This window comes from Kribbella sp. NPDC056861, from assembly GCF_040687575.1.
GTDB lineage: Bacteria > Actinomycetota > Actinomycetes > Propionibacteriales > Kribbellaceae > Kribbella.
Genome location: NZ_JBFBNQ010000008.1, coordinates 405,845 through 424,692 on the forward strand (window position 1 = coordinate 405,845; position 18,848 = coordinate 424,692).

Below are 18,848 nucleotides of genomic sequence, written 5' to 3' on the forward strand. Positions count from 1 at the left end.
GCTCGACTAGACCTTTTTGGCGAGGTAAAGCAGGGTCGCCATCTCGAGCGTGACGGGGTCGGGCAGCACACTGCGCAGCCCGTCGAGGATCTCGTCGCGCTCCTCGTCCTCGAGCATCAGGTACGCCGACTGGGTGCCGAGGTTGGCCACATAGTCTTCCCGCGGCAGCGTGCGCTCCCACGCGTAAGCCTGTTGCTTGAAGTCGGTGAACTCCGGCCGCGCTGCCATCTCGGGGTCCGGTTGCAGCGACTCCGAGTCGGGCCAGTCGGTCTTGTGGACCAGGTCATGCTCGCCGAGAGCTTCGCTGGCCGCTGCGCGCACGGCAGGATCTGCCAGGCGTTCCCGGTTCCAGAAGAGCGCGAGTGAGCCGCCGGGACGCAGCAGAGCCGCAGTACGGGTCCAGCGGGTCTCCGGGGCGGTCCAGTGGAACGCCTGGGCGCTGTAGGCGAGGTCGAACTGCTCCTCCGGCTCGTAGGACTCCAGAGTCCCCATGGCGATGTTCACCTCGAGCCCGGCCACGCGCTGGCGTAGTACGAGGGCCATGGCGGGGTCGGGCTCAAGCGCCAGCACCTGTACGCCGGTGGACGCGATGGCGACGGTCGCCTTGCCGGTACCAGCGCCGATCTCCAGCGCCGTGGCCGGTGCTGAGTAGGCGAGCAGGTCCTTGATCAGCTCGGGCGGATAGGTCGGCCGTACCCGGTCGTACTCTTCCGCAACCTCGCCGAACGTCAACGCACGTACTTTGTCCCCAGCCATGCCCGGAGCTTAGTTGCCGCTACCGTGACAGGTGTGACGGGGACGAAGCTCGAGGATCTGCTGCGGGAGTTGACGCCGCAGGTGCTCGGCGCGGTGGTACGGCGTACTGGCGACTTCACCGCGGCCGAGGACGCCGTGCAGGAGGCGCTGATCGCGGCTGCTCGCACCTGGCCCGCTGACGGCGTACCGGACAATCCTCGAGGCTGGTTGATCCAGGCGGCGTCGCGGCGGTTCATCGACGAGATCCGGCAGGAACAGGCCCGGCGCAAGCGCGAGGAGTTGGCGGCGCAGCGGGAGGTGCCGGCCGAGGAGGTTGAGGAGCACGACGACACGCTCCGGCTGTTGTTCCTGTGCTGCCATCCGGCGCTGACTGCGTCCTCGGCGATCGCGCTGACGCTGCGCGCGGTCGGCGGGCTGACGACGGCCGAGATCGCGACGGCGTACTTGGTGCCTGAGGCAACGATGGCGCAGCGGATCAGCCGGGCCAAGCAGAAGCTCAAGGGGCTGCCGTTCGAGTTGTCGCAGGACGAGGAGCGGCTGGCGCAGGTGCTGCACGTGCTCTACCTGGTCTTCAACGAGGGCTACACCAGCAGCAGTGGCGACGAGTTGCACCGCACCGACCTGTCCGGTGAGGCGATCCGGCTGACCCGGACGGTGCACGAGTTGCTGCCGGAGAACGCCCAGGTCACCGGGTTGCTGGCGCTGATGCTGCTGAACGACGCGCGGCGGCCGGCCCGAACCGGTTCGGCGGGTGAGTTGATTCCGCTGACCGAGCAGGACCGGTCGTTGTGGAACAAGAAGTTCATCGACGAAGGAGTCGCGCTGGCGGTCGAGGCGTTCAACCAGCCGCCGCTGGGGGAGTACCAACTGCAGGCCGCGATCGCCGCGCTGCACGACGAAGTGGCCCGGCCGGAGGACACCGACTGGCCGCAGATCCTCGGCCTCTACGGGCTGCTCGAGAAGCTGTCCGGCAACCCGATGGTGACGCTCAACCGGGCGATCGCGCAGGCGATGGTGTCAGGTCCGCAGGCAGGACTGGACCTGTTGCCGCCGCTCGACGAGAAGCTGGCCGGGCACTACCGGCTGGACGCGGTCCGCGGGCATCTGTTCGAGATGCTCGGCGAGTACGAGACCGCCGCGGCGCACTTCACCGCGGCGGCCCGCCGGACCACCAGCCTGCCGGAACGCAACTACCTGACCACCAAGGCGGCCGAGGTCAGTGATGCTGGCCGAAAGCGCCGATGATCTCGTCCTGACCCTCACCCGTTGCCAATAGCAACCTCAGTAGCACCCGCGCCTTGTAGGGGTCGAGGAAACCGCCGTCGATCAGGCCGCGGTCGAGCAGGTCGGACTCGGAGCCGACCGAGCTGTAGGTGTTGCGCAGGACGGATCCGCCGCCGGTCCGCGACGTCAGCACGACCGGGATGCGCTCGGCCAGCTCGCCCAGTACCGGTGCCAGCGCCGACGGCACATGGCCAACGCCGTACCCGGCTACGACCAGGCCCTGATGGGTGTCGGCCAGCCCCTTCAGCAGTACGCCGTCGTCGTCCAGGGTGACGGTGTAGAGCGCCACCTGCGCGGCATCGAGGTCCGCAGGCTCCGCCCGACCCGGTACGCCGTCCTGCCGGCTGGGGCGGGTGAGAATCCGGACCTGGCCCTCGACGACCTGGCCGATCGGTCCCGCGTTGGGCGACGCGAAGGTCGCAGTACTGGTGCTGTGGGTCTTGCGGACCCAACGGGCCGCGTGCACCTCGTCGTTGAAGACGACCAGCGCGCCCAGGTCGCGGGCGGCCGGCGAGCAGGCGACCCGGGCCGCGGCCAGCAAATTCGCCGGGCCGTCGGAGCCGGCCAGGGTCGGGTTGCGCATCGCGCCGGTGAGCACGAACGGCTGCGAGTGCGGCCAGACCTGGTCGACCAGGAATGCGGTCTCCTCCAGGGTGTCCGAGCCCTGCGTCACGACGACGCCGGTCGCGCCGTCGCTGATCGCCTTCGAGGCGGCGTCGACCACGTCGAGCATCTTGGCCAGGGTGAGGTTGGCGCTCGGCATCGCCTCGACGTCCTGGATCTCCAGCGGCACCGGCAGGCTGCCCAGCTCCGGTACCGCGGCGGTCAGGTCGGCGCCGGTCAGCCGGCTCTGCCCGGCCATCGAGATGGTGCCGCCGAGGGTGAACAACGCAACGCTCACGGACAGGGTCCTCTCCTAGGGTGACCGCCGGAGATTACTACTACTTCGACCGGGCCCGGACGTGCATCCGCTCGCCCTGCGGTCCGTACAGGCAGAGCATCTCGGCCGGGCCCGGGCCCGGGTTGCCGAACCAGTGCGGGACGCGGGTGTCGAACTCGGCCACCTCGCCCTCGCGCAGCACGAAGTCCTGGTCGCCGAGGACCAGCCGGATCCGGCCGGACAGGACGTACATCCAGTCGTAGCCCTCGTGCACGCGCTGCTCCACGTCGTCGCCGCCCCAGCCCTCGGGGACGATCTGCTTGAACGCCTGCAGGCCGCCCGGCCGCCGGCTGAGCGGCACCATCGTCGCGCCGTGGCGCTTGAACGGTTTGGCGTGCACCCGCGGGTCGCCGGTCGGCGGAGCGTCGACCAGCTCGTCCAGCTGCACCTGGTGGGCGCGGGCGAGGGGCAGCAACAGCTCGAGGGTCGGCTTGCGCTGGCCGGACTCCAGCCGGGACAGGGTGCTGACCGAGATGCCGGTCGTCTCCGAGAGCTGGGTCAGGGTGGTGTCGCGTTCGACCCGGAGCGCGCGCAGCCGGGGGCCGACGGCTTCGAGGACGTCGTCGAGATCGGGTTCCATCTTGCCATTCTGGCAAAGAAGTTTGTCAAAATCGAGAACTCGGCGGAAGGTCGGAGGAGATCGGGCGACGACGAAGGAGCAGAAGATGAAGCGGTACGACGTGGTGGTGATCGGCGGCGGCGCCGCGGGACTGAGTGGCGCGTTGGCGCTGGTCCGGGCGCGCAGGTCGGTGCTGGTGGTCGACAACGGCACGCCGCGCAACGCGGCGGCCGGGCACGTGCACAACTACCTGACCCGCGATGGGGTGCCGCCTGCCGAGCTCTACGCGCTGGGGCGCGACGAGGTCACCGGGTACGGCGGTGAGGTGGTCATCGACACCGTGACCCGGGTGCGGCGGCCGGATGGTCTGTTCGTGGTGGAGCTGGCCGGGCGTGAGGCGGTGGAGGCTCGGAGGCTCCTGGTGACTACTGGTGTGGTCGACCAGCTGCCTGAGGTCGACGGGCTGGCCGAGCGGTTCGGCAGGGATGTGCTGCACTGCCCGTACTGCCACGGGTGGGAGGTGCGCGACCAGGCGATCGGCGTACTGGCTACCGGGCCGATGGCGGGGCATCAGACGCTGCTGTTCCGGCAGTGGAGCGCGGACGTGACGCTGTTCCTCAACGACGTACTGGAGCCGACGGAGGAGCAGTGGGAGGAGTTCGCTGCTCGGGGGATCTCTGTGGTGCAAGGCAAGGTCGAGGCGGTGGAGGTCACCGCTGACAAGCTCAGCGGGGTGCGGCTGGAGGGCGGGCGAGTGATTCCGCGCCAGGCCCTGGTCGTGCAGACGAAGCTGGAGGCGCGGGCCGACTTCCTGGCGGATCTGGGCATCAAGCCGACCGAACGGGAAGCAATGGGAGCTGTCTTCGGTCAGGCGGTCGACTCTGACCCCATCGGAGCGACTGCTGTCCCGGGCGTCTGGGTGGCCGGCAATGTCACCGACCCGATGACCCAGGTGATGAACTCGGCCGCCGCGGGCCTCACGGCCGCCACGGTGATCAACGCCGACCTGATCGGCGAGGAGACCCGCCTGGCAGTCGAGGCGTACCGCGCTGTCGCTACGACGTCTGTCGTCTAGCGCGGTGGGCGGCGGCCTTGACCCGGCTCTGGCACTGAGGTGAGCAGAACCTCCGCGCACTGTTGCGGGAGGCGTCGACGAACACCCGGTCGCAGGCCGGCGCGGAGCAGACTCCGAGCCTGCCTACGAGGTCGCTGCCGAGGGCCATGGCGAGACCTGCCGCGCAGCCTGCGGCCCACCCGTTCGCCAGGGTGTCGTCGGCGCCGTGGAAGTGCAGGTTCCAGCCGGGGGAGCCGGTGCGGTCCAGTTGAGGCCTGGCATTGGTGTCGAGCAGGAGTGCGTTGACTTCCTCGGCTGCGCGGTCCGTGTCGCCGCCGTGTGCGGCTTCGAAGACCACCCGCATCCTGGCCGCCACTGCCGCCAACTGCTTGGCCTGCGCGGTGCTCACCTCGGGCCTCGGCCTGCCGTCGTCGCCGAGCGCGTCGGCGGTGGCCCCGGCGAGATCGGCCGGTACGGCGTACCGCGCGCCGCCGGAGTGGCCGGCGGTCAGCCGGTTCACCAGAGCCGTGGCGGCGGTCAGCACATTGAGGATGTGACTATCGAAGTTCACTTGACTGGTCACTCCGCTGTTTCGTAGGGTCGGTCATCGTGACCAACCATACCGAGTTTGCCAGTCATCGCCGGTTACCTGCGGCTGTCTGGGTGCTGGTGGTCGCGCGTGGGGTGAACCGGCTGGGGGCTTTCACGCTGCCGTTCCTCGCGGTGGTGCTGACGGTCGAGCTGGGGGCCGGCGTCGCGGAGGCGGGGCTGGTGCTGACGGCGTTCGGGCTGGCGACCCTACCGTCGCGGATTGTTGGCGGGTTGCTGGCTGATCGGCTGGGGCGGCGGGCGACGATCGTGCTCGGCCTGGTCGGGTGCGCTGTCGGGCAGTTGTGGATCGCGGCGTCGGGGAGTCTGTGGTCGGCCGTGCCGGCGGTGGTGGTGCTGGGGTTGGCGTTCGAGATCTACGAGCCGCCCAGCCAGGCGATCATCGCGGACGTGACAGAGCCCGCGGAGCGGCCGGCGGCGTACGGACTGTTGGGGGCGGTGATGGCGGTAGCGGGTGTGGTTGCCGGGCTGCTGGCGGCATGGCTCGGGCAGTGGGACCTGCGGTGGCTATTTGTTGCCGATGCCGTCAGCTGTCTGGCCTGTGCGGTACTGGTTGCGATAGCGCTCCCGGGTGGGGTGCAGGCGGCCCCAGCGGCTGCAGGGGTCTGGCGCGATCGGCGGCTGCTGTGGGTGCTCGCCTCGGGCACCGTTTTCGCAGTACTCGCGATGGTGATCGTGTTCGCGCTTCCTCTCACCTTGCTCGATCGCCACCTCTCACCCTCCGGCATCGGCCTGGTGCTGGCGGTGTCTGCGATCGCCCAGATCGCCGCCCAACCAGTACTGCGTCGCCTGCGATCGCTGGACAACTTCCGGGCCATGGCCTTGGGCTACGTCTTGCTGGGAGCCGGCCTGATCGGCAACGGCTTCTCTCACACCCTGCCGGCCTTCCTGGCCGCTGCAGTGGTCTGGAGCATCGGGGACCTGCTGCTGATCGGCAGGGCCCTCTCAGTGGTTGCCGAGATCGCTCCGGAGCACGCGCGCGGCCGCTACCTGGCGACGTACGGTCTCAGCTGGGGAGTGGCCACCGCGGTCGCGCCGCTGGCCGGCACTCAGGTCTATGCCGCAATCGGACCGGCGGGACTCTGGGTCAGCGGTGGGGTACTGGCTGTTCTGCTGGCGGCCTTTCAACCCAAGTTGGCGCGACTGGTGCGGTCACAACCGTCCCGTTTTGGGTAGTTGAGAGGTTGAATGGTTCTCGGGAGGGTGGATGCGCGACACAGTCGACCCGGAGTTCGCCGCGTACGTCGATGCGCGGCAAGGGAGATGGCTTCGTTCGGCGTACCTGGTGTACGGCGACGCAGAGCGGGCCGAGGAGCAACTGCTGCACGCCTTCACCCGGTTGTCCTTGCGGTGGGGGAAAGCCGACGACCCGGATGCCTTCGTGCTCGGCGAGCTGTACCGGGCGGCGTTGTCGCGGTGGTCGCGGGCCAAGGTCTTCGAGGGGGAGGAGGATCCGGTCAAGCTCGCCCTGGCGGCGCTCAGCCCGCAGCAGCGCGCAGTACTGGTGCTGCTGTACTTCGAGGAGCTCACCGAGTTCGAGACCGCTGACATCCTCGGCATGTCGCACTCCGCCGTCCATGCGAACGGGATGACCGCCGTCAGCCGGTTCCGGCTGGAGCTGGGGACCGCGGACTGGCGCGACGTCACCGGGCGGGACTCCCGGTGAAACGCGACGAGGTCCCGATCCTGCTCGAGCGGGCGTCGTACGGGCTGCCCGAGCCGGAGCTCGCCGACGTGGCCTGGGCGGGCGGTGTCGCCCACCGCCGTCGGCAGCGGCGCAGCATCATCGCCGGGCTGCTGGCCTTCCTGCTGGTCGTGTTGATCGGCGTGCTGGTGATGACGCTCGGTGGCGGCAAGAGCGCCTTCACGCCACCTGACGAGCGGCCGAGCCTGCCCGGCTCCATTCCGCCTGCCGGCCAGATCTCCGGGATCGACTTCTGGAACGCCCCGGCCGGCGGCAGCGAACGTTTCCTCGACCGGGTCTCCACCCCGCTAGGCGATCTGCTGCGCGTTCCGGAGAAGGCCGACGACCTGCGGGCCAGACCGATCGACAACGTCGCCGCCGTCATCCTGGCAGTTGCCGAGGGCTCCTTCCAGCCGCTCTTCCTGAGCTCCGATTCCCGCTGGGCCCGGGCCTCCCGGGCGTTGCAGCCGATCGCGACCGGCCAGCCGCTCAGTGCCGGATCCATCGCGCCGAACGGGAAGCTGGTCGCCTTCCCGCAGCCGGGCGCCGTCTACGTGATCGACGCCAGTACGTCGAACGGCCGGCTGATCGCCCTGCCCGCCAAGGACATCCGCAGCGTCTCGTGGCTGGCCAACAGCACCCGGCTGCTGGTCAGCGGCCCCGGTGCGGCGTACCGGCTGGATGTCGACCTGGAGAGCAGTCAGCCGCCGGAGATCGACGGTGTTGCCGCGAGCAACAACGCTGACGACGCCACCACGCCGTACCGGCTGGACGGGGTGGCGGGGCAGGTGGCGCTGCGGCAGTACGCCGGGAACAACGGCTGGGCGGAGGTGAGCAATCCGCGGCTGCCGGTCGACGCCTGGGTGGGACAAACATTTGATGGCGGCGCGGCGGTCGGGCGGATGTTCGTCGCGAGCAAGTTGCCGCAGGTGCCGACCGCCGAGTCGCGGCCCCAGGTGCTCGCGGCGATCTCGCCGCTGCAGCCGCTCGACGACCGGCTGCTGGTGTTCGGCGAGACCCCGGCGGCGGTCCCGAACCCCGGCCGGATGACACCGGACCGGATCCGCGAACCGGGCTGTTGTGCCCTGCTCGGCTGGTACGACAGCCAGACCGCCCTGGTCCAGGTCACCGACTGGCTGCTGGCCTGGAACGTGAAGTCGGGCCAGGTCCGGCGCGTCACCGAGCTCGAGGTCGACGGCGTCGCCCTCGGGCCCGGTCTGCGCTAGCCGGCGGCGCTACTCCACCAGCGTCCTCATCGTCATCGCGACCAGGTGGTCGGCGTCCTCGACGGCAGGCATCGCCTCACCGGTCATCGTCCGCAGGATCAGCACCCCGGCCAGCCACTGCACCATCAGGACCGGATCCGCCCCGGCCCGGATCGGCTCACCGCGCTGCCGGGCCCGCTCCAGCGCGGCCGCCGTCAGGGCGATCCGGCGCTGCAGGAAGTTCCGGTAGAACGCGGTGAACTGCTCGTCGCGGTTCAGCTCGGTGATCGCGAGCCGGATCAGCGCGACCCCTTCCTTGCTGTTCACGAACACCAGCGCGTCGCGGTAGACCTGGCGCAGGTCGCCCTCGATCGAGCCGGTGTCGGCGTCCGGGATCTCGATGTCGAACAGATCGGCCATCGCGTCGTTGGCGAGGAGCTCCTTGCTCGCCCACCGCCGGTAGATCGTTGCCTTGCCGACGCCGGCCGCCTCGGCCACGTCGTCCACCGTCATTCCGTCGAACCCACGCTCCAGCAGCAGCTGGACGGCGTACCGGCGGATCCTCGGCTCTGCGTCCGGATCCCGCGGCCTGCCTCGACGTGGCCTGTCCCCGTGTTCGGTCCCCATTCGTACTTCCCCAGCTTCGGACGGTCACAGTGGCGCGGCTGTGAGCCGTGTGGTCAGGCCAGAGTGCCACAAAGTGGGCGATGTCACGTCGATGTCACTTAAGGAAGTGCTTTGTCACATCCCGGAAACATCAGGACCGATCGGTTGAAACGGCGCGCCGACACCGTTTGCGGTGTGGCCGTGCGCGGGTTCCCCGGTGCTGTGGAGCTCCCCGACTGAGGAGGCCGGCCACCCCCAGATCGATGGAAGGGATGACGTTGATGGAGATCAACGCCGGCGATACCGCCTGGGTTCTGGTCAGTGCCGCCCTGGTGTTCTTGATGACACCGGGCCTGGCTTTCTTCTACGGCGGAATGGTGCGCGTCAAGAGCGTGCTGAACATGATGATGATGAGCGCCATCACCATCGCCGTCGTCACTGTGTTGTGGATCGTGGTCGGTTACTCGCTCACCTTCGGCGGTGACAACGGCGGAGTGATCGGCAACTTCTCACTCGTCGGGCTCAAGGGCCTGATCGCCCCCGAGGCGGTGACCGGCACGATCCCGACCTTGGCCTATGTGGTCTTCCAGCTGATGTTCGCGATCATCACGCCGGCCCTGATCTCGGGCGCCATCGCCGACCGGGCGACGTTCCGCGGCTGGATCGTGTTCGTGGCGCTGTGGACCTCGCTGGTCTACTTCCCGGTCGCGCACTCGGTCTGGTTCCTCGACGGTGACAACCCCGGTGGGTTCATCGGGACCGGGATCAAGGCGATCGACTTCGCCGGTGGCACCGCGGTGCACGTGAACGCCGGTGCGGCAGCGCTCGCCCTGGCGATCGTGCTGGGCCGCCGGGTCGGCTGGCGCAAGGACCCGATGCGGCCGCACAGCCTGCCGCTGGTGGTGCTCGGCGCCGGACTGCTGTGGTTCGGCTGGTTCGGCTTCAACGCGGGCTCCGCGCTGAGCGCCGGTACGACGGCCGCCGTCACCTTCGTGAACACCCAGGCGGCCACCGCCGCCGCGGTGGTCGGCTGGCTGATCATCGAGCGGATCCGGCACGGCAAGGCCACCACGCTGGGAATGGCCTCCGGCGCGATCGCCGGTCTGGTCGCGATCACCCCGGCCTGTGGCGCGCTCACCCCGATCGGTTCGCTGATCCTCGGCCTCGTTGCCGGTGGCATCTGCGCCTTCGCGGTCTCGCTGAAGTACAAGCTGGGCTTCGACGACTCGCTCGACGTGGTCGGCGTGCACCTGGTCGGCGGTCTGGTCGGCTCGCTCGGGATCGGCTTCCTCGGCTCGGCGGCGGCGCCGTCGGCGGTGGACGGCCTGTTCTACGGCGGCGGTGTCGACCAGCTCGGCCGGCAGGCGCTGGCCAACCTGATCGTCGGCGTCTACTCCTTCGTGGTCGCCTTCATCCTGGCCAAGCTGATCGACCTGACGATCGGCTTCCGGCTCAAGGAGGACGACGAGGTCGCCGGAATCGACCAGGCGGAGCACGCCGAGACGGCGTACGACTTCCTGGCCGCGGGCTCCGGCCTGCGGGGCGCTGCCGTGATCCGCACCCCTGTGGTCAAGGATGACGCCGAGGTCGAGACCGACCCGGCCGAGAAGGAAGGTGCGAAGGTATGAAGCTGATCACCGCGGTGGTCAAGCCGCACAAGCTGGAAGACGTCCGGGCCGCGCTGGAGACGTTCGGGGTGACCGGGATGACGGTCACCGAGGCGAGCGGCTACGGCCGGCAGAAGGGCCACACCGAGGTCTACCGGGGCGCGGAGTACGAGGTGGACCTGGTGCCGAAGGTCCGGCTCGAGGTCGTGGTCGAGGACGGTGACGGCGCCGACGTGGTGGACGTGATCGTCAAGGCCGCGCAGACCGGCAAGATCGGCGACGGCAAGGTCTGGGTCGTTCCGGTCGAGTCGATCGTGCGGGTCCGGACGGGCGAGACCGACGGAGACGCCCTCTAGATGGTGGACCGAGCAGCACAGCGGCGCGCGCGTGCCGAAGAGGCCGACGCGCTGCTGTTCCTGCTCCTCTCCAAGGCATGCGACGCCCTCGGTGTTCCCACCGAGGGCGTCGCCCTGGTCGCCGTCGGCGGCTACGGCCGGGAGGAGCTCTCGCCGTACAGCGATCTCGACGTGATGCTGCTGCACACGGAGGGGTATCCGAAGCTCGACGAATTGGCTGCCCAGATCTGGTACCCGCTGTGGGATTCGCGGACCAAGCTGGACCACAGCGTCCGGACGGTCTCGGAAGCCCAGAGCGCCGCCGCGGACGACGTACGGGTCGCGCTGGGGCTGCTGGACGCACGGCACGTGGCGGGCGACTCGCACCTCACACTGCAGCTGCGGTCGGTGCTGATGGCCGACTGGCGCCGTACTGCGAAGACACGGCTGCCCGCCCTGGCCGAGGCGTGCCGCGACCGCGCGAACACCGTGGGGGAGATGGCGCACCTTGCCGAGCCTGACCTCAAGGAGGCGTACGGCGGACTGCGTGACGCCGTCGTACTGCGTGCCCTGGTTGCCTCCTGGCTGATCGACGTACCGCACCCGGTGGTGGAGCGGGCCCGGCTGGACCTGCTGAACATCAGGGACGAGCTGCACTCCGTTGCTGGCCGGGCAACCGACCGGGTGGTCGCAGACGTGGCCGGCGAGGTTGCTGCCGGGCTCGGACTGCCGGATCGCGACGCCCTGCTGCGACACATCTATTCGACCGGCAGGACGTTGGCGCACGTGTGTGACGTGTCGTGGCGGCGGATCGAGAGCCTGATGGCCCGTCCGCCTCGCTCGCGACGCCGTAACCGCACTGGTGGGCCGTTGCTGCTGGCACTGGACGAGGGAGTTGGGCAGCACGAGGGCGAGGTCGTCCTGATGCCTGATGCCCGCCCGGAGCGTGATGCGGCTCTGGGACTCCGTGCTGCGGCTGTCGCGGCTGACAGAGAGCTAGTGCTGTCGCCTGCGGTCTGTGGGCGATTGGCGAGCTCTGCCGCGCTACTGCCGGAGCCCTGGCCCGCCGAGGCTCGGCGACTGCTATGCGCGCTCCTTGGAGCGGGGACAGGGCTGCTTGAGGTCTGGGAAGCGCTGGACCAGGCCGGGTACATCACGCGGATCATGCCGGAGTGGGACCTGGTCCGGTTCCGCCCGCCGCAGTCGGCGGTGCATCGCTACACGGTCGACCGGCACCTGCTGGAGACCTGTGTCGAAGCCTCGAAGATGGTCCGCGACGTACGGCGTCCCGACCTGCTGCTGATCGCCGCGTTGATCCACGACCTGGGCAAGGGGGTCGAAGGCGATCACAGCGTTACGGGGGCTGTCATCGCGACCTCCCTGGCTCGCAGGCTCGGCTTCCCGGAAGCTGACGTGGACACGATCACGCTGCTGGTCCGGCAGCACCTGGTACTGGCTCAGGTGGCGACCAGGCGCGACCTGGATGACCCGATGACCGTGGATCTCGTCGCGGGCATCGTGGGTGACACCGAGACGCTGGACCTGCTCGAAGCTCTCACGTACGCCGATGCGCGCGCTGCCGGTCCTGCGGCCGCATCGCCGTGGCGGCTGCGGTTGGTGGGTGAGCTGGCTCGACGCGTGCGTGGTGAGCTGGCTGGGGGAGGGGCAGGTCTGTGGACCGATGCGCCGCCGATCCCCGTGCCTGAGCTGCACCAGGTGGTTGGCGTGGGACGCCTTGGTGTGACTGTGTCGGACCACCGGGGTGATGTGCGGGTCAACGTGGCTGTGCCCGACCAGGTGGGGACGCTGTCGACTGTTGCCGGAGTACTGGCGGTGGAGCGGCTCGCAGTACGGGCTGCTGTTGTTACGTCGGTCGACGGGCTGGGGATCTCGCAGTGGTCGGTGGCCGGCTCGGCGCCGGACCCGGTGCGGTTGCGGGACCGGCTTGCTGTGGCTCTGCGCGACGACAGCGATCTGGCCCGCCGGTTGGCCGCGCGCGACCAGTCGGCCGTCCGCGGGAAGAGTGCTGCCAGCAGAGTCGACTTGTTGCTAGAGGCATCAGAAACGGCCACTGTGCTGCAGGTGCGGGCACATGACCGGCCGGGACTGCTTTACGACGTCACTGCCGCGATAGCCGCAACTGGAGCGGACGTGAGGTCGGCGCACGTCAGCACTCTTGGCGCGGAGTGCGTGGACGTGTTCTACCTGACTGACAGCAACGGCTCGCCGCTGGAGGACGAGGACGCCCGCACGACGGCCAAGTCGATATTGGATCGTCTGACCTTCTAGTGTCGGTCGGGTGGATCTTGTAGCAGCACTGCAGTGGCAGGCCGCGGCTTGCGAGGAACTGGGCTCACCGATGTACGCCGACGTGTTGCGGCGGCTGGTGGACGACTACGAGTTGGGTGGGTCGTCCACCCGGGTGCTGGCGGGCTTTGAGTCAGCACCCGCGGATGCGGCGATCGCGTTGCGGTTGCTGGGCGCAGTACATCGGCTGGTGCTGTCGGGGGCGGCGCCTGAGCTGGCTGCGTTCTACCCGAGCGTGGGTGGCGAGTGGGACGCAGTACTGGGGTGGGAGGCGTTCGAGCAGGTACTGGTCTCGCGTGGACCCGAGCTGCGCAACCTGCTGACCCAGGCGCCCCAGACGAACGAGGTTGGTCGCAGTACTGCCCTGTACGGCGGACTGCTGCGGCTGGCGGAGGTGGTGCCGCTTCCCGTGCGGTTGTTCGAGATCGGTGCGAGTGGCGGGCTCAACCTGCGGGCCGACCACTTCCGCTACAACCTGGCGGACGGGTCCTTTGTCGGGGTGGCGGACAGCCCAGTGGTGCTGGAGGAAGCGTGGTCCGGGCGTCCTGTCGTCCCCGGGACTCTGCGGATCGCCGAGCGGGTCGGCAGCGACATTGCTCCGGTGAACCCGCTCAGTGAGGACGGGGCACTCACGCTGACGTCGTACGTGTGGCCGGACATGACTGCCCGTCTGGATCGGTTGCGGGGCGCACTGGAGGTCGCGCGGAAGGTGCCGGCCGACGTAAGGCGTGAGGATGCGCTGTCGTTCCTGCGGAACCTGGAGCTGTCGGAGGGCCATGTCACGGTCATCTGGCACTCGGTGATGTGGCAGTACCTCTCACCGGAGGAGCAGACGGCCGGGGACGCCCTGATCGCGGCACTGGGCGCCAAGGCGACCGAGACGGCTCCGCTGGCGCACCTGTGCCTGGAGCCGATGCGCCGTACGCCGGAGGACAAGTCGGAGTTCCTCATCGTGTTGCAGGTCTGGCCTGGGGGAGTGCCGCGGATCCTCGGTACCGCCGAGCCGCATGGGACGCCGGCGTACTGGGAGTAAGCCGCACGGTGACGGCCCAGAGGGTCCAGAGCAGGGCCAGGCTGATCGTCGCGACGGGGCGCCGGTCGCCTGGCGAGGGGACCAGCGCGAGGTTGAGCACGGCGAGCGCGAAGGCGGCGTGTCCGGCCCGGCGCGGCAGTTGCCTTCGCTGGTTGACGGCGAAGCCGAGTGCGATCAGGAGCAACGCGATGAGCAGACGGGGGATGAGGACGTCTGGGAGCTGCTGCGGGGATAGGGAGCGCGGGGCGAACAGCGTCGCCACCCAGAGCAGGCCGGAGAACTGGAGAACGCCGGCGATCCAGCCTGGGGCCCGGTCAGCGCAGTACACGAGATAGAAGACGCCGATCACCAGGCCGATCAGGGCCCGGATGAGGAGGTCTGCGTCCAGTGGGGAGGACCAGACGTGGTGCTGGACCTGGATCGCGATCAGCAGGCTGCCGAAGACCGCGAAGCCGGTGGCGGCGGTGCGAGTCGGTGTTGCGGACACGACGGCCTCCTTTTGGTTGACGAGACGTCTCGTCTCGTTCCAAAGTTAAGAGGCGGTGGATGCGCTGTCAAGACGGGCCGTCTCGTCTTGTGTAAGATCGAGGCATGGCTGAACCGAATCCGGACCGGCGGAACGAGCGATCCCGCCAGGCGATCCTGACCGCGGCGCTGGAGCTGTGCCAGGAGCAGAACTTCGCCAAGGTGACGATGGAGGGCATCGCCAAACGGGCCGGCGTGGGCAAGCAGACGATCTACCGCTGGTGGCCGTCGAAGGCGGCGATCCTGCTCGAGGCGCTGCGGGACCGGGCCCGGGCCAGCGACGACTTCCCCGACACCGGCGACATCGTCGCTGACCTGCGCGATCAGATGACGCAGGTCGTCGAGGTGTTCAACGATCCGGTCTCCGCCGGGTACAACAGCGGGCTGATCGCGGCGGCCCAGAGCGATCCGGACATCGCCAAGGCGATCGTCGACTTCATCGTCCAGCCCCGCGTCGAGCACTGCGCCAACCGGTTGAAGGTGGCCCAGCAGGCGGGTCAGGTCCGGGACGACGTCGCCGCGGCGGACATCGTCGAGCTGCTCTACGCGCCCCTGTATTACCGATTCCTGCTGCACACCCGGCCGGTGTCGGTGGAGCAGCTCGACCTGATCCTGGAGCTCGCCTTCGCCGGGCTCACGCCGCGCTGACCTCGGGGGAGTGAGGCATCCCACTTCCCGTAGTACTTAGGTAACCCTTAGTCTGAGCAGGAGAACTTAGGTAAACCTAACCTAAGTCGTGAGAGAGGATCTCCGCCCAGATGACCAAGCTCCGCCGGATCATCCTGACCGTCGCCACCGCTACCGTGCTGGCTGTCGGCCTGGTCACCCCAGCCTCTGCCGCACCCGGCAGTGCGAGCAACCTCGGCAAGACCCTGACCGCCTCGAACGCGACCGGCCTGGCCGCCGCCGGCGAAACAATCACCGTGACCGGCACTGGCTACAACCCCGCCCAGGGGTACTACGTGGCGCTGTGCGCCGTACCGTCCGACTACAGCTACGGCACCAAGCCCAGTCCGTGCGCAGGTGGCGACGGTCAGGGCGGTACGACGGTCGGCCCGTCGGCCTGGGTGACCAACAACCCGCTCGGCGGCAGCGCGGCGTACCCGATCGCGGCCAACGGCACCTTCACCGCGCAGCTCCGGATCAAGAAGGTGAACTCCGGCCTGGACTGCAGCGACCCGGACATCACCTGCGCGATCGTCAGCCGCCGCGACCACTTCGCGGCGAGCGACCGTACTGGCGACGTCTACATCCCCGTCTCGTTCAGCTGACGGGCCACTGGACCCACTGCCGGCCGGACGGCCACTCCGGCCGGCAGTGCCCTTTCTCGTCAGCTCAGCGCATCGACCAAGGTGTCGGTGAGCTCGGCGGCGTACCGGCCGTCCGGATCGAGATCCGGATCGAAGATGCCGATGTCGAACCCGACGCACTTCGGCGAAGCCAGCAGCGGCTTGAGCAGCTCGCGAAGGTGCTCGTGCTGCAGCCCGCCCGGATCGGGACTGTCGACCGCCGGCATCACCTCGGCGTCGAGGATGTCCACATCCAGGTGCACCCAGAAGCCGTCCAGCTCGTCGCTTCTGAGGTGCTCCAGTACTCCGGCCGCCGCCCCCGCCGGATCCTCGATCACCGCCAGCGCCGACCAGTCCCGGATGCCCGCCTCGCGCATCGTCTCCAGATACGCCTCGTCCTCGCGATAGCCGAGCATCACCGCATCGGCGTCTCGCACGTAGGGCTTGAGTCCGTCCAGATCGGTGAGATCGTCCTGCCCGCGCCCGGTCACCAAGGCGAGCGCCTCGCCGCCCGCGGCCCCGACGTACTGGTCGTTGTCCACGGTCCGCAGGTCGGAGTGCCCGTCCAGATAGACAACCCCGTATCGTCCTCGCCGCTTCAAGGCAACGGCCGGCCCCAGCAGATTGCTGCACTCCCCGCCCAGCAGTACGACGAACTTGCCGTCATCGACCAGCTTCCCGATCCGGTCGGCGAGCTTCACCGTGTACTGCGCCATCGCGGCCGCGTTGAAGACTCCGTCCCCAGGCTTCCAGTCACCCCGGTCGTACCGCGGCGGCGTCACGCACCCACCGTCCTCGGCGCGAATCCTCGCCAGGAACCCCTGATCCCGCAGCGCCCCCGCCAACTTGTAACACCCAGGCACCGCTCCCGCCACCGGCGGCCTGAGGCCAAGATTCGACGGTCCGTCCAACACCACTCTGCTACCGGCCACGATCCCCACCTAACCAATAATCATCTGATCTTCGGTTAGGAGATCCTAGTCCCGCCCACGCTCCCCAGGCACCCGCCGCCCAACCCCAGCCACCTGCGGCGCCCCCGCCCCGCGGGCCCCGTCACCCAACACCGGCGCATGCCGAGTCGCCTGCGCCGCCGGCGCTTGCCCACTCAGGAACCGCATGTCCCCGGTCTGCTGCCCAGGCGAATCAACCCGAGTAGCAGCATCCGGCGGCGGCAACTTACTGAGATCAACCGTCTGTTCTTGCCCCCGCGCGCCGACGCGGGCCTGCTCGGGCGAGTGCTCGGTTTTCACCGCGGCCTGAGCGTGGGGATTGGGGCTTCTCGCGGGGTGCGGAGTCTCGGGTGAGCTCCGGTAGTGCTCACGAAGGTCCTGGACGCCTTCATCCAGGCCGGCGTTGGTCAGTGCGGCAACCGTGGAACCGCCGTCCGGGCGGTCGCGTAGGCCTTCCCAACTCTCGACCGCCATCTTGTTGACGAGATGGGCTCGGGCTGCCTGCTGGTGAGCGGGATCCGGCGGTACGACGTCGGCGAGTTCGTTCTGCACCAATCTGTCGGCGACGGCGTCCCAGCGCATCATGACCGGCTGGTCGATGAGCTCGGTCAGCGTCTGCGTCCGTCCGGCCGGGCCGGACGCCCGGTCCAGCAGCGCGTCGGCGGCGTGCACCGCACCGGGGTACTCCGGCGTCGGCTGCGGGACGGCGTCGTATCCGGCCTGCTGCGCGAACGTCGCGAAGTCCTCCATCGTGCTGAGCTCGACGAGGCCCTCGTCAAGGTCGACGGATCGCGGTTGCCGCAAGGCGTTCGGCTCGTTGGGCGCGTCGAACTCCGCCCGGGCATGCCGGGACTCGTGCAGCACCGTGGCCAGCGCCTGCGCCTGCAGATCCGGTCTGTCGCTGAGTCGGCCGCCGGTGAGCTGCCGGAGTACGAGGTCCTGGTTGAGTCTCAGGGTGCCGTCTCGGCTGAGGCCGCCCCACTTGTCGTCGAAGCGTGCGTACAGCTCGCCGTTCCAGCGGTCCAACCCGCCCGGATGCAGATCCTGGGCGATTCGGTACAGCCGCGCGACCTCCTGGTACGCCGGGGACGAAGGCTCGATTCGCAGCATGCCCTCGTTGCTCGCCACGACTCAGGTTCCGGCCGGCTGGTCAGGCGTCGGGTCGTCCCAGGGAAAGCCCTCGACAAGATCTTCTTCCGTTCTGTCGAGAGAGCGGGTGAGACCGCGAATCGCGGCGCTGTCGGTGGCCCCGCGATCTGCGATGGCCCAGATCTTCTTCCGGACCCGATCGATCTCGGCGACCCGCTCCTGGGTCGTACCGCGGCTGAAGTCGGCCTCGTTGAGCAACTCGCGCGCCTCTAGCATGTCGCGGCTCGGCGGTGGCGGCGGAAGAATCGCAACGGGAAGGCCGTCGATCAATCGGGAAGCGACCTGCTGGTCGTTGCCGGCGGGCAGTCCGGCAGCAAGCTCCCGCAAGTACTGCTGAGCGCTCTCGACGTCAGGGGACGTCTCGGAGCGAAGCCGCGCGCGGACCGCCTGGTACTCGATATTGAACCCGTTGAAGTCCATCGAAGCCTCTCGAGTCGCCTACCCCTACCGATCAGGCGGGTCCGGCCTCACGATATCGATCAGCAGGTCCCGCAGGCGGTCCCTGGTCGTAGTCGTCGCTCCAGGGAAGGTAGTTGCTGAACTCGATGTCGCGTTCCATCGCGTCGAGGCGTCGAGTCATGTACCGGATCTGGTGAGCGTCGTCGCCGGCGCGGTCGGCAATCTCCTGGATCTTCCGGCCGACCGCCGAGATCGCCGCCAGCCGTTCTTCCCGGGTCCCCGACTGCAGGTCGGCGGACTGCAGAACGATCTCGGCCTCCAGCCGTTCCAGGCTGGCCGGCTTCAGGCCGAAGTACTCCGGCAGCCGGTGCACCTTCTCGAAGGCCCGCTCGCGTTCCGCGTCGTCGGTCACCGTGCTCGCCAGCGTCTGCAACTCTCGCTGGGTGACGAGCAGGTGCTCCATCACCGTGAGTTGGAGTGTGTCGAACGCCTTCATGTACTGCGTCCCGAACTCATCGCCGAGCATGGTCGGTCACCTCCGTCGGTCCTGTCATCGC

21 protein-coding genes are annotated in these 18,848 nt (G+C 68.9%); 11 read left to right on the forward strand and 10 right to left on the reverse strand.

Annotated elements, in window-relative coordinates; all coding sequences use genetic code 11:
- Positions 1-6: 6 nt before the first annotated feature.
- Entirely contained in the window at positions 7-756 is a 750-nt protein-coding gene (locus AB0P21_RS36225) for a class I SAM-dependent methyltransferase (protein WP_363703041.1), read from the reverse strand.
- Positions 757-780: 24 nt separating this feature from the next.
- Between AB0P21_RS36225 and AB0P21_RS36230 the strand changes: the two genes are divergently transcribed.
- Positions 781-2,001 carry a sigma-70 family RNA polymerase sigma factor gene (locus AB0P21_RS36230; protein ID WP_363703043.1) on the forward strand — a complete coding sequence of 407 codons (1,221 nt, stop codon included), beginning with the start codon at positions 781-783 and terminating at the stop codon, positions 1,999-2,001.
- Here the strand turns inward: AB0P21_RS36230 and AB0P21_RS36235 are convergent.
- Both AB0P21_RS36235 and AB0P21_RS36240 read right to left on the reverse strand, forming a co-directional pair.
- A complete protein-coding gene (locus tag AB0P21_RS36235) occupies positions 1,973-2,941 on the reverse strand; it encodes an asparaginase (protein ID WP_363703044.1) in 969 nt (322 codons plus the stop codon). The two genes, AB0P21_RS36230 and AB0P21_RS36235, sit on opposite strands and share 29 nt — an antisense overlap.
- A 40-nt stretch (positions 2,942-2,981) precedes the next feature.
- Positions 2,982-3,560, reverse strand: a complete 579-nt coding sequence (locus AB0P21_RS36240; RefSeq protein WP_363703046.1) for an XRE family transcriptional regulator — start codon at positions 3,558-3,560, stop codon at positions 2,982-2,984.
- Between the two features lie 85 nt (positions 3,561-3,645).
- On the opposite strand from AB0P21_RS36240, the gene AB0P21_RS36245 reads away from it, so the two are divergent.
- A complete protein-coding gene (locus AB0P21_RS36245) occupies positions 3,646-4,614 on the forward strand; it encodes an NAD(P)/FAD-dependent oxidoreductase (RefSeq protein ID WP_363703048.1) in 969 nt (322 codons plus the stop codon).
- Here the strand turns inward: AB0P21_RS36245 and AB0P21_RS36250 are convergent.
- Positions 4,595-5,164 (reverse strand): CGNR zinc finger domain-containing protein, encoded by a 570-nt coding sequence (locus tag AB0P21_RS36250; protein ID WP_363703050.1) that lies wholly within the window; start codon positions 5,162-5,164, stop codon positions 4,595-4,597. The two genes, AB0P21_RS36245 and AB0P21_RS36250, sit on opposite strands and share 20 nt — an antisense overlap.
- 38 nt (positions 5,165-5,202) lie before the next feature.
- Here AB0P21_RS36250 and AB0P21_RS36255 point away from each other — a divergent pair, with 38 nt between their 5' ends.
- From AB0P21_RS36255 to AB0P21_RS36265, 3 genes are read left to right on the forward strand one after another with little or no spacing between them, the layout of a single operon-like run.
- On the forward strand, positions 5,203-6,378 hold the full coding sequence (locus tag AB0P21_RS36255; RefSeq protein WP_363703052.1) for an MFS transporter: 1,176 nt from the start codon (positions 5,203-5,205) through the stop codon (positions 6,376-6,378).
- A 31-nt stretch (positions 6,379-6,409) separates the two neighbouring features.
- Complete coding sequence (locus AB0P21_RS36260) at positions 6,410-6,868, forward strand: sigma factor-like helix-turn-helix DNA-binding protein (protein ID WP_363703054.1); 459 nt, start codon at positions 6,410-6,412, stop codon at positions 6,866-6,868.
- Entirely contained in the window at positions 6,865-8,112 is a 1,248-nt protein-coding gene (locus tag AB0P21_RS36265; protein ID WP_363703056.1) for a hypothetical protein, read from the forward strand. Before AB0P21_RS36260 ends, AB0P21_RS36265 begins: the two co-directional genes overlap by 4 nt.
- Positions 8,113-8,121: 9 nt before the next feature.
- On the opposite strand, the gene AB0P21_RS36270 is transcribed toward AB0P21_RS36265, so the two are convergent.
- Entirely contained in the window at positions 8,122-8,718 is a 597-nt protein-coding gene (locus tag AB0P21_RS36270) for a TetR/AcrR family transcriptional regulator (protein WP_363703058.1), read from the reverse strand.
- Positions 8,719-8,969: 251 nt separating this feature from the next.
- On the opposite strand from AB0P21_RS36270, the gene AB0P21_RS36275 reads away from it, so the two are divergent.
- Genes AB0P21_RS36275 through AB0P21_RS36290 form a run of 4 tightly spaced genes read left to right on the forward strand, consistent with a single transcriptional unit; the run spans position 8,970 to position 13,979 of the window.
- Positions 8,970-10,325: an ammonium transporter gene (locus tag AB0P21_RS36275; RefSeq protein WP_363703059.1), complete on the forward strand. Its 1,356-nt coding sequence runs from the start codon at positions 8,970-8,972 to the stop codon at positions 10,323-10,325.
- Positions 10,322-10,660, forward strand: coding sequence for a P-II family nitrogen regulator (locus tag AB0P21_RS36280; RefSeq protein ID WP_270137562.1), 339 nt, complete (start codon positions 10,322-10,324; stop codon positions 10,658-10,660). Before AB0P21_RS36275 ends, AB0P21_RS36280 begins: the two co-directional genes overlap by 4 nt.
- Positions 10,661-12,928: a [protein-PII] uridylyltransferase gene (locus AB0P21_RS36285; RefSeq protein ID WP_363703062.1), complete on the forward strand. Its 2,268-nt coding sequence runs from the start codon at positions 10,661-10,663 to the stop codon at positions 12,926-12,928.
- 10 nt (positions 12,929-12,938) lie between these two features.
- On the forward strand, positions 12,939-13,979 hold the full coding sequence (locus AB0P21_RS36290; protein ID WP_363703064.1) for a DUF2332 domain-containing protein: 1,041 nt from the start codon (positions 12,939-12,941) through the stop codon (positions 13,977-13,979).
- On the opposite strand, the gene AB0P21_RS36295 is transcribed toward AB0P21_RS36290, so the two are convergent.
- Positions 13,894-14,466, reverse strand: coding sequence for a hypothetical protein (locus AB0P21_RS36295; protein WP_363703066.1), 573 nt, complete (start codon positions 14,464-14,466; stop codon positions 13,894-13,896). The genes AB0P21_RS36290 and AB0P21_RS36295 overlap by 86 nt on opposite strands.
- A 104-nt stretch (positions 14,467-14,570) precedes the next feature.
- On the opposite strand from AB0P21_RS36295, the gene AB0P21_RS36300 reads away from it, so the two are divergent.
- Both AB0P21_RS36300 and AB0P21_RS36305 read left to right on the forward strand, forming a co-directional pair.
- Positions 14,571-15,152, forward strand: a complete 582-nt coding sequence (locus AB0P21_RS36300) for a TetR/AcrR family transcriptional regulator (RefSeq protein ID WP_363703068.1) — start codon at positions 14,571-14,573, stop codon at positions 15,150-15,152.
- A gap of 110 nt (positions 15,153-15,262) precedes the next feature.
- Positions 15,263-15,775: a hypothetical protein gene (locus AB0P21_RS36305; RefSeq protein WP_363703069.1), complete on the forward strand. Its 513-nt coding sequence runs from the start codon at positions 15,263-15,265 to the stop codon at positions 15,773-15,775.
- Between the two features lie 59 nt (positions 15,776-15,834).
- On the opposite strand, the gene AB0P21_RS36310 is transcribed toward AB0P21_RS36305, so the two are convergent.
- From AB0P21_RS36310 to AB0P21_RS36325, 4 genes are read right to left on the reverse strand one after another with little or no spacing between them, the layout of a single operon-like run.
- Positions 15,835-16,725, reverse strand: coding sequence for an arginase family protein (locus tag AB0P21_RS36310; protein ID WP_363703071.1), 891 nt, complete (start codon positions 16,723-16,725; stop codon positions 15,835-15,837).
- 45 nt (positions 16,726-16,770) lie between these two features.
- Entirely contained in the window at positions 16,771-17,871 is a 1,101-nt protein-coding gene (locus AB0P21_RS36315; RefSeq protein ID WP_363703073.1) for a hypothetical protein, read from the reverse strand.
- A 3-nt stretch (positions 17,872-17,874) separates the two neighbouring features.
- Entirely contained in the window at positions 17,875-18,312 is a 438-nt protein-coding gene (locus AB0P21_RS36320; protein WP_363703075.1) for a hypothetical protein, read from the reverse strand.
- Between the two features lie 31 nt (positions 18,313-18,343).
- Complete coding sequence (locus tag AB0P21_RS36325; RefSeq protein WP_363703077.1) at positions 18,344-18,817, reverse strand: hypothetical protein; 474 nt, start codon at positions 18,815-18,817, stop codon at positions 18,344-18,346.
- Positions 18,818-18,848 lie beyond the last annotated feature (31 nt).

Bases quoted from the DNA above. Each gene is read 5' to 3' on its own strand.
- AB0P21_RS36225 (WP_363703041.1), bottom strand. From the start codon at position 756: ATGGCTGGGGACAAAGTACGTGCGTTGACGTTCGGCGAGGTTGCGGAA.
- AB0P21_RS36240 (WP_363703046.1), bottom strand. From the start codon at position 3,560: ATGGAACCCGATCTCGACGACGTCCTCGAAGCCGTCGGCCCCCGGCTG.
- AB0P21_RS36245 (WP_363703048.1), top strand. From the start codon at position 3,646: ATGAAGCGGTACGACGTGGTGGTGATCGGCGGCGGCGCCGCGGGACTG.
- AB0P21_RS36260 (WP_363703054.1), top strand. From the start codon at position 6,410: ATGCGCGACACAGTCGACCCGGAGTTCGCCGCGTACGTCGATGCGCGG.
- AB0P21_RS36270 (WP_363703058.1), bottom strand. From the start codon at position 8,718: ATGGGGACCGAACACGGGGACAGGCCACGTCGAGGCAGGCCGCGGGAT.
- AB0P21_RS36275 (WP_363703059.1), top strand. From the start codon at position 8,970: ATGACGTTGATGGAGATCAACGCCGGCGATACCGCCTGGGTTCTGGTC.
- AB0P21_RS36280 (WP_270137562.1), top strand. From the start codon at position 10,322: ATGAAGCTGATCACCGCGGTGGTCAAGCCGCACAAGCTGGAAGACGTC.
- AB0P21_RS36285 (WP_363703062.1), top strand. From the start codon at position 10,661: ATGGTGGACCGAGCAGCACAGCGGCGCGCGCGTGCCGAAGAGGCCGAC.
- AB0P21_RS36300 (WP_363703068.1), top strand. From the start codon at position 14,571: ATGGCTGAACCGAATCCGGACCGGCGGAACGAGCGATCCCGCCAGGCG.
- AB0P21_RS36305 (WP_363703069.1), top strand. From the start codon at position 15,263: ATGACCAAGCTCCGCCGGATCATCCTGACCGTCGCCACCGCTACCGTG.
- AB0P21_RS36320 (WP_363703075.1), bottom strand. From the start codon at position 18,312: ATGGACTTCAACGGGTTCAATATCGAGTACCAGGCGGTCCGCGCGCGG.
- AB0P21_RS36325 (WP_363703077.1), bottom strand. From the start codon at position 18,817: ATGCTCGGCGATGAGTTCGGGACGCAGTACATGAAGGCGTTCGACACA.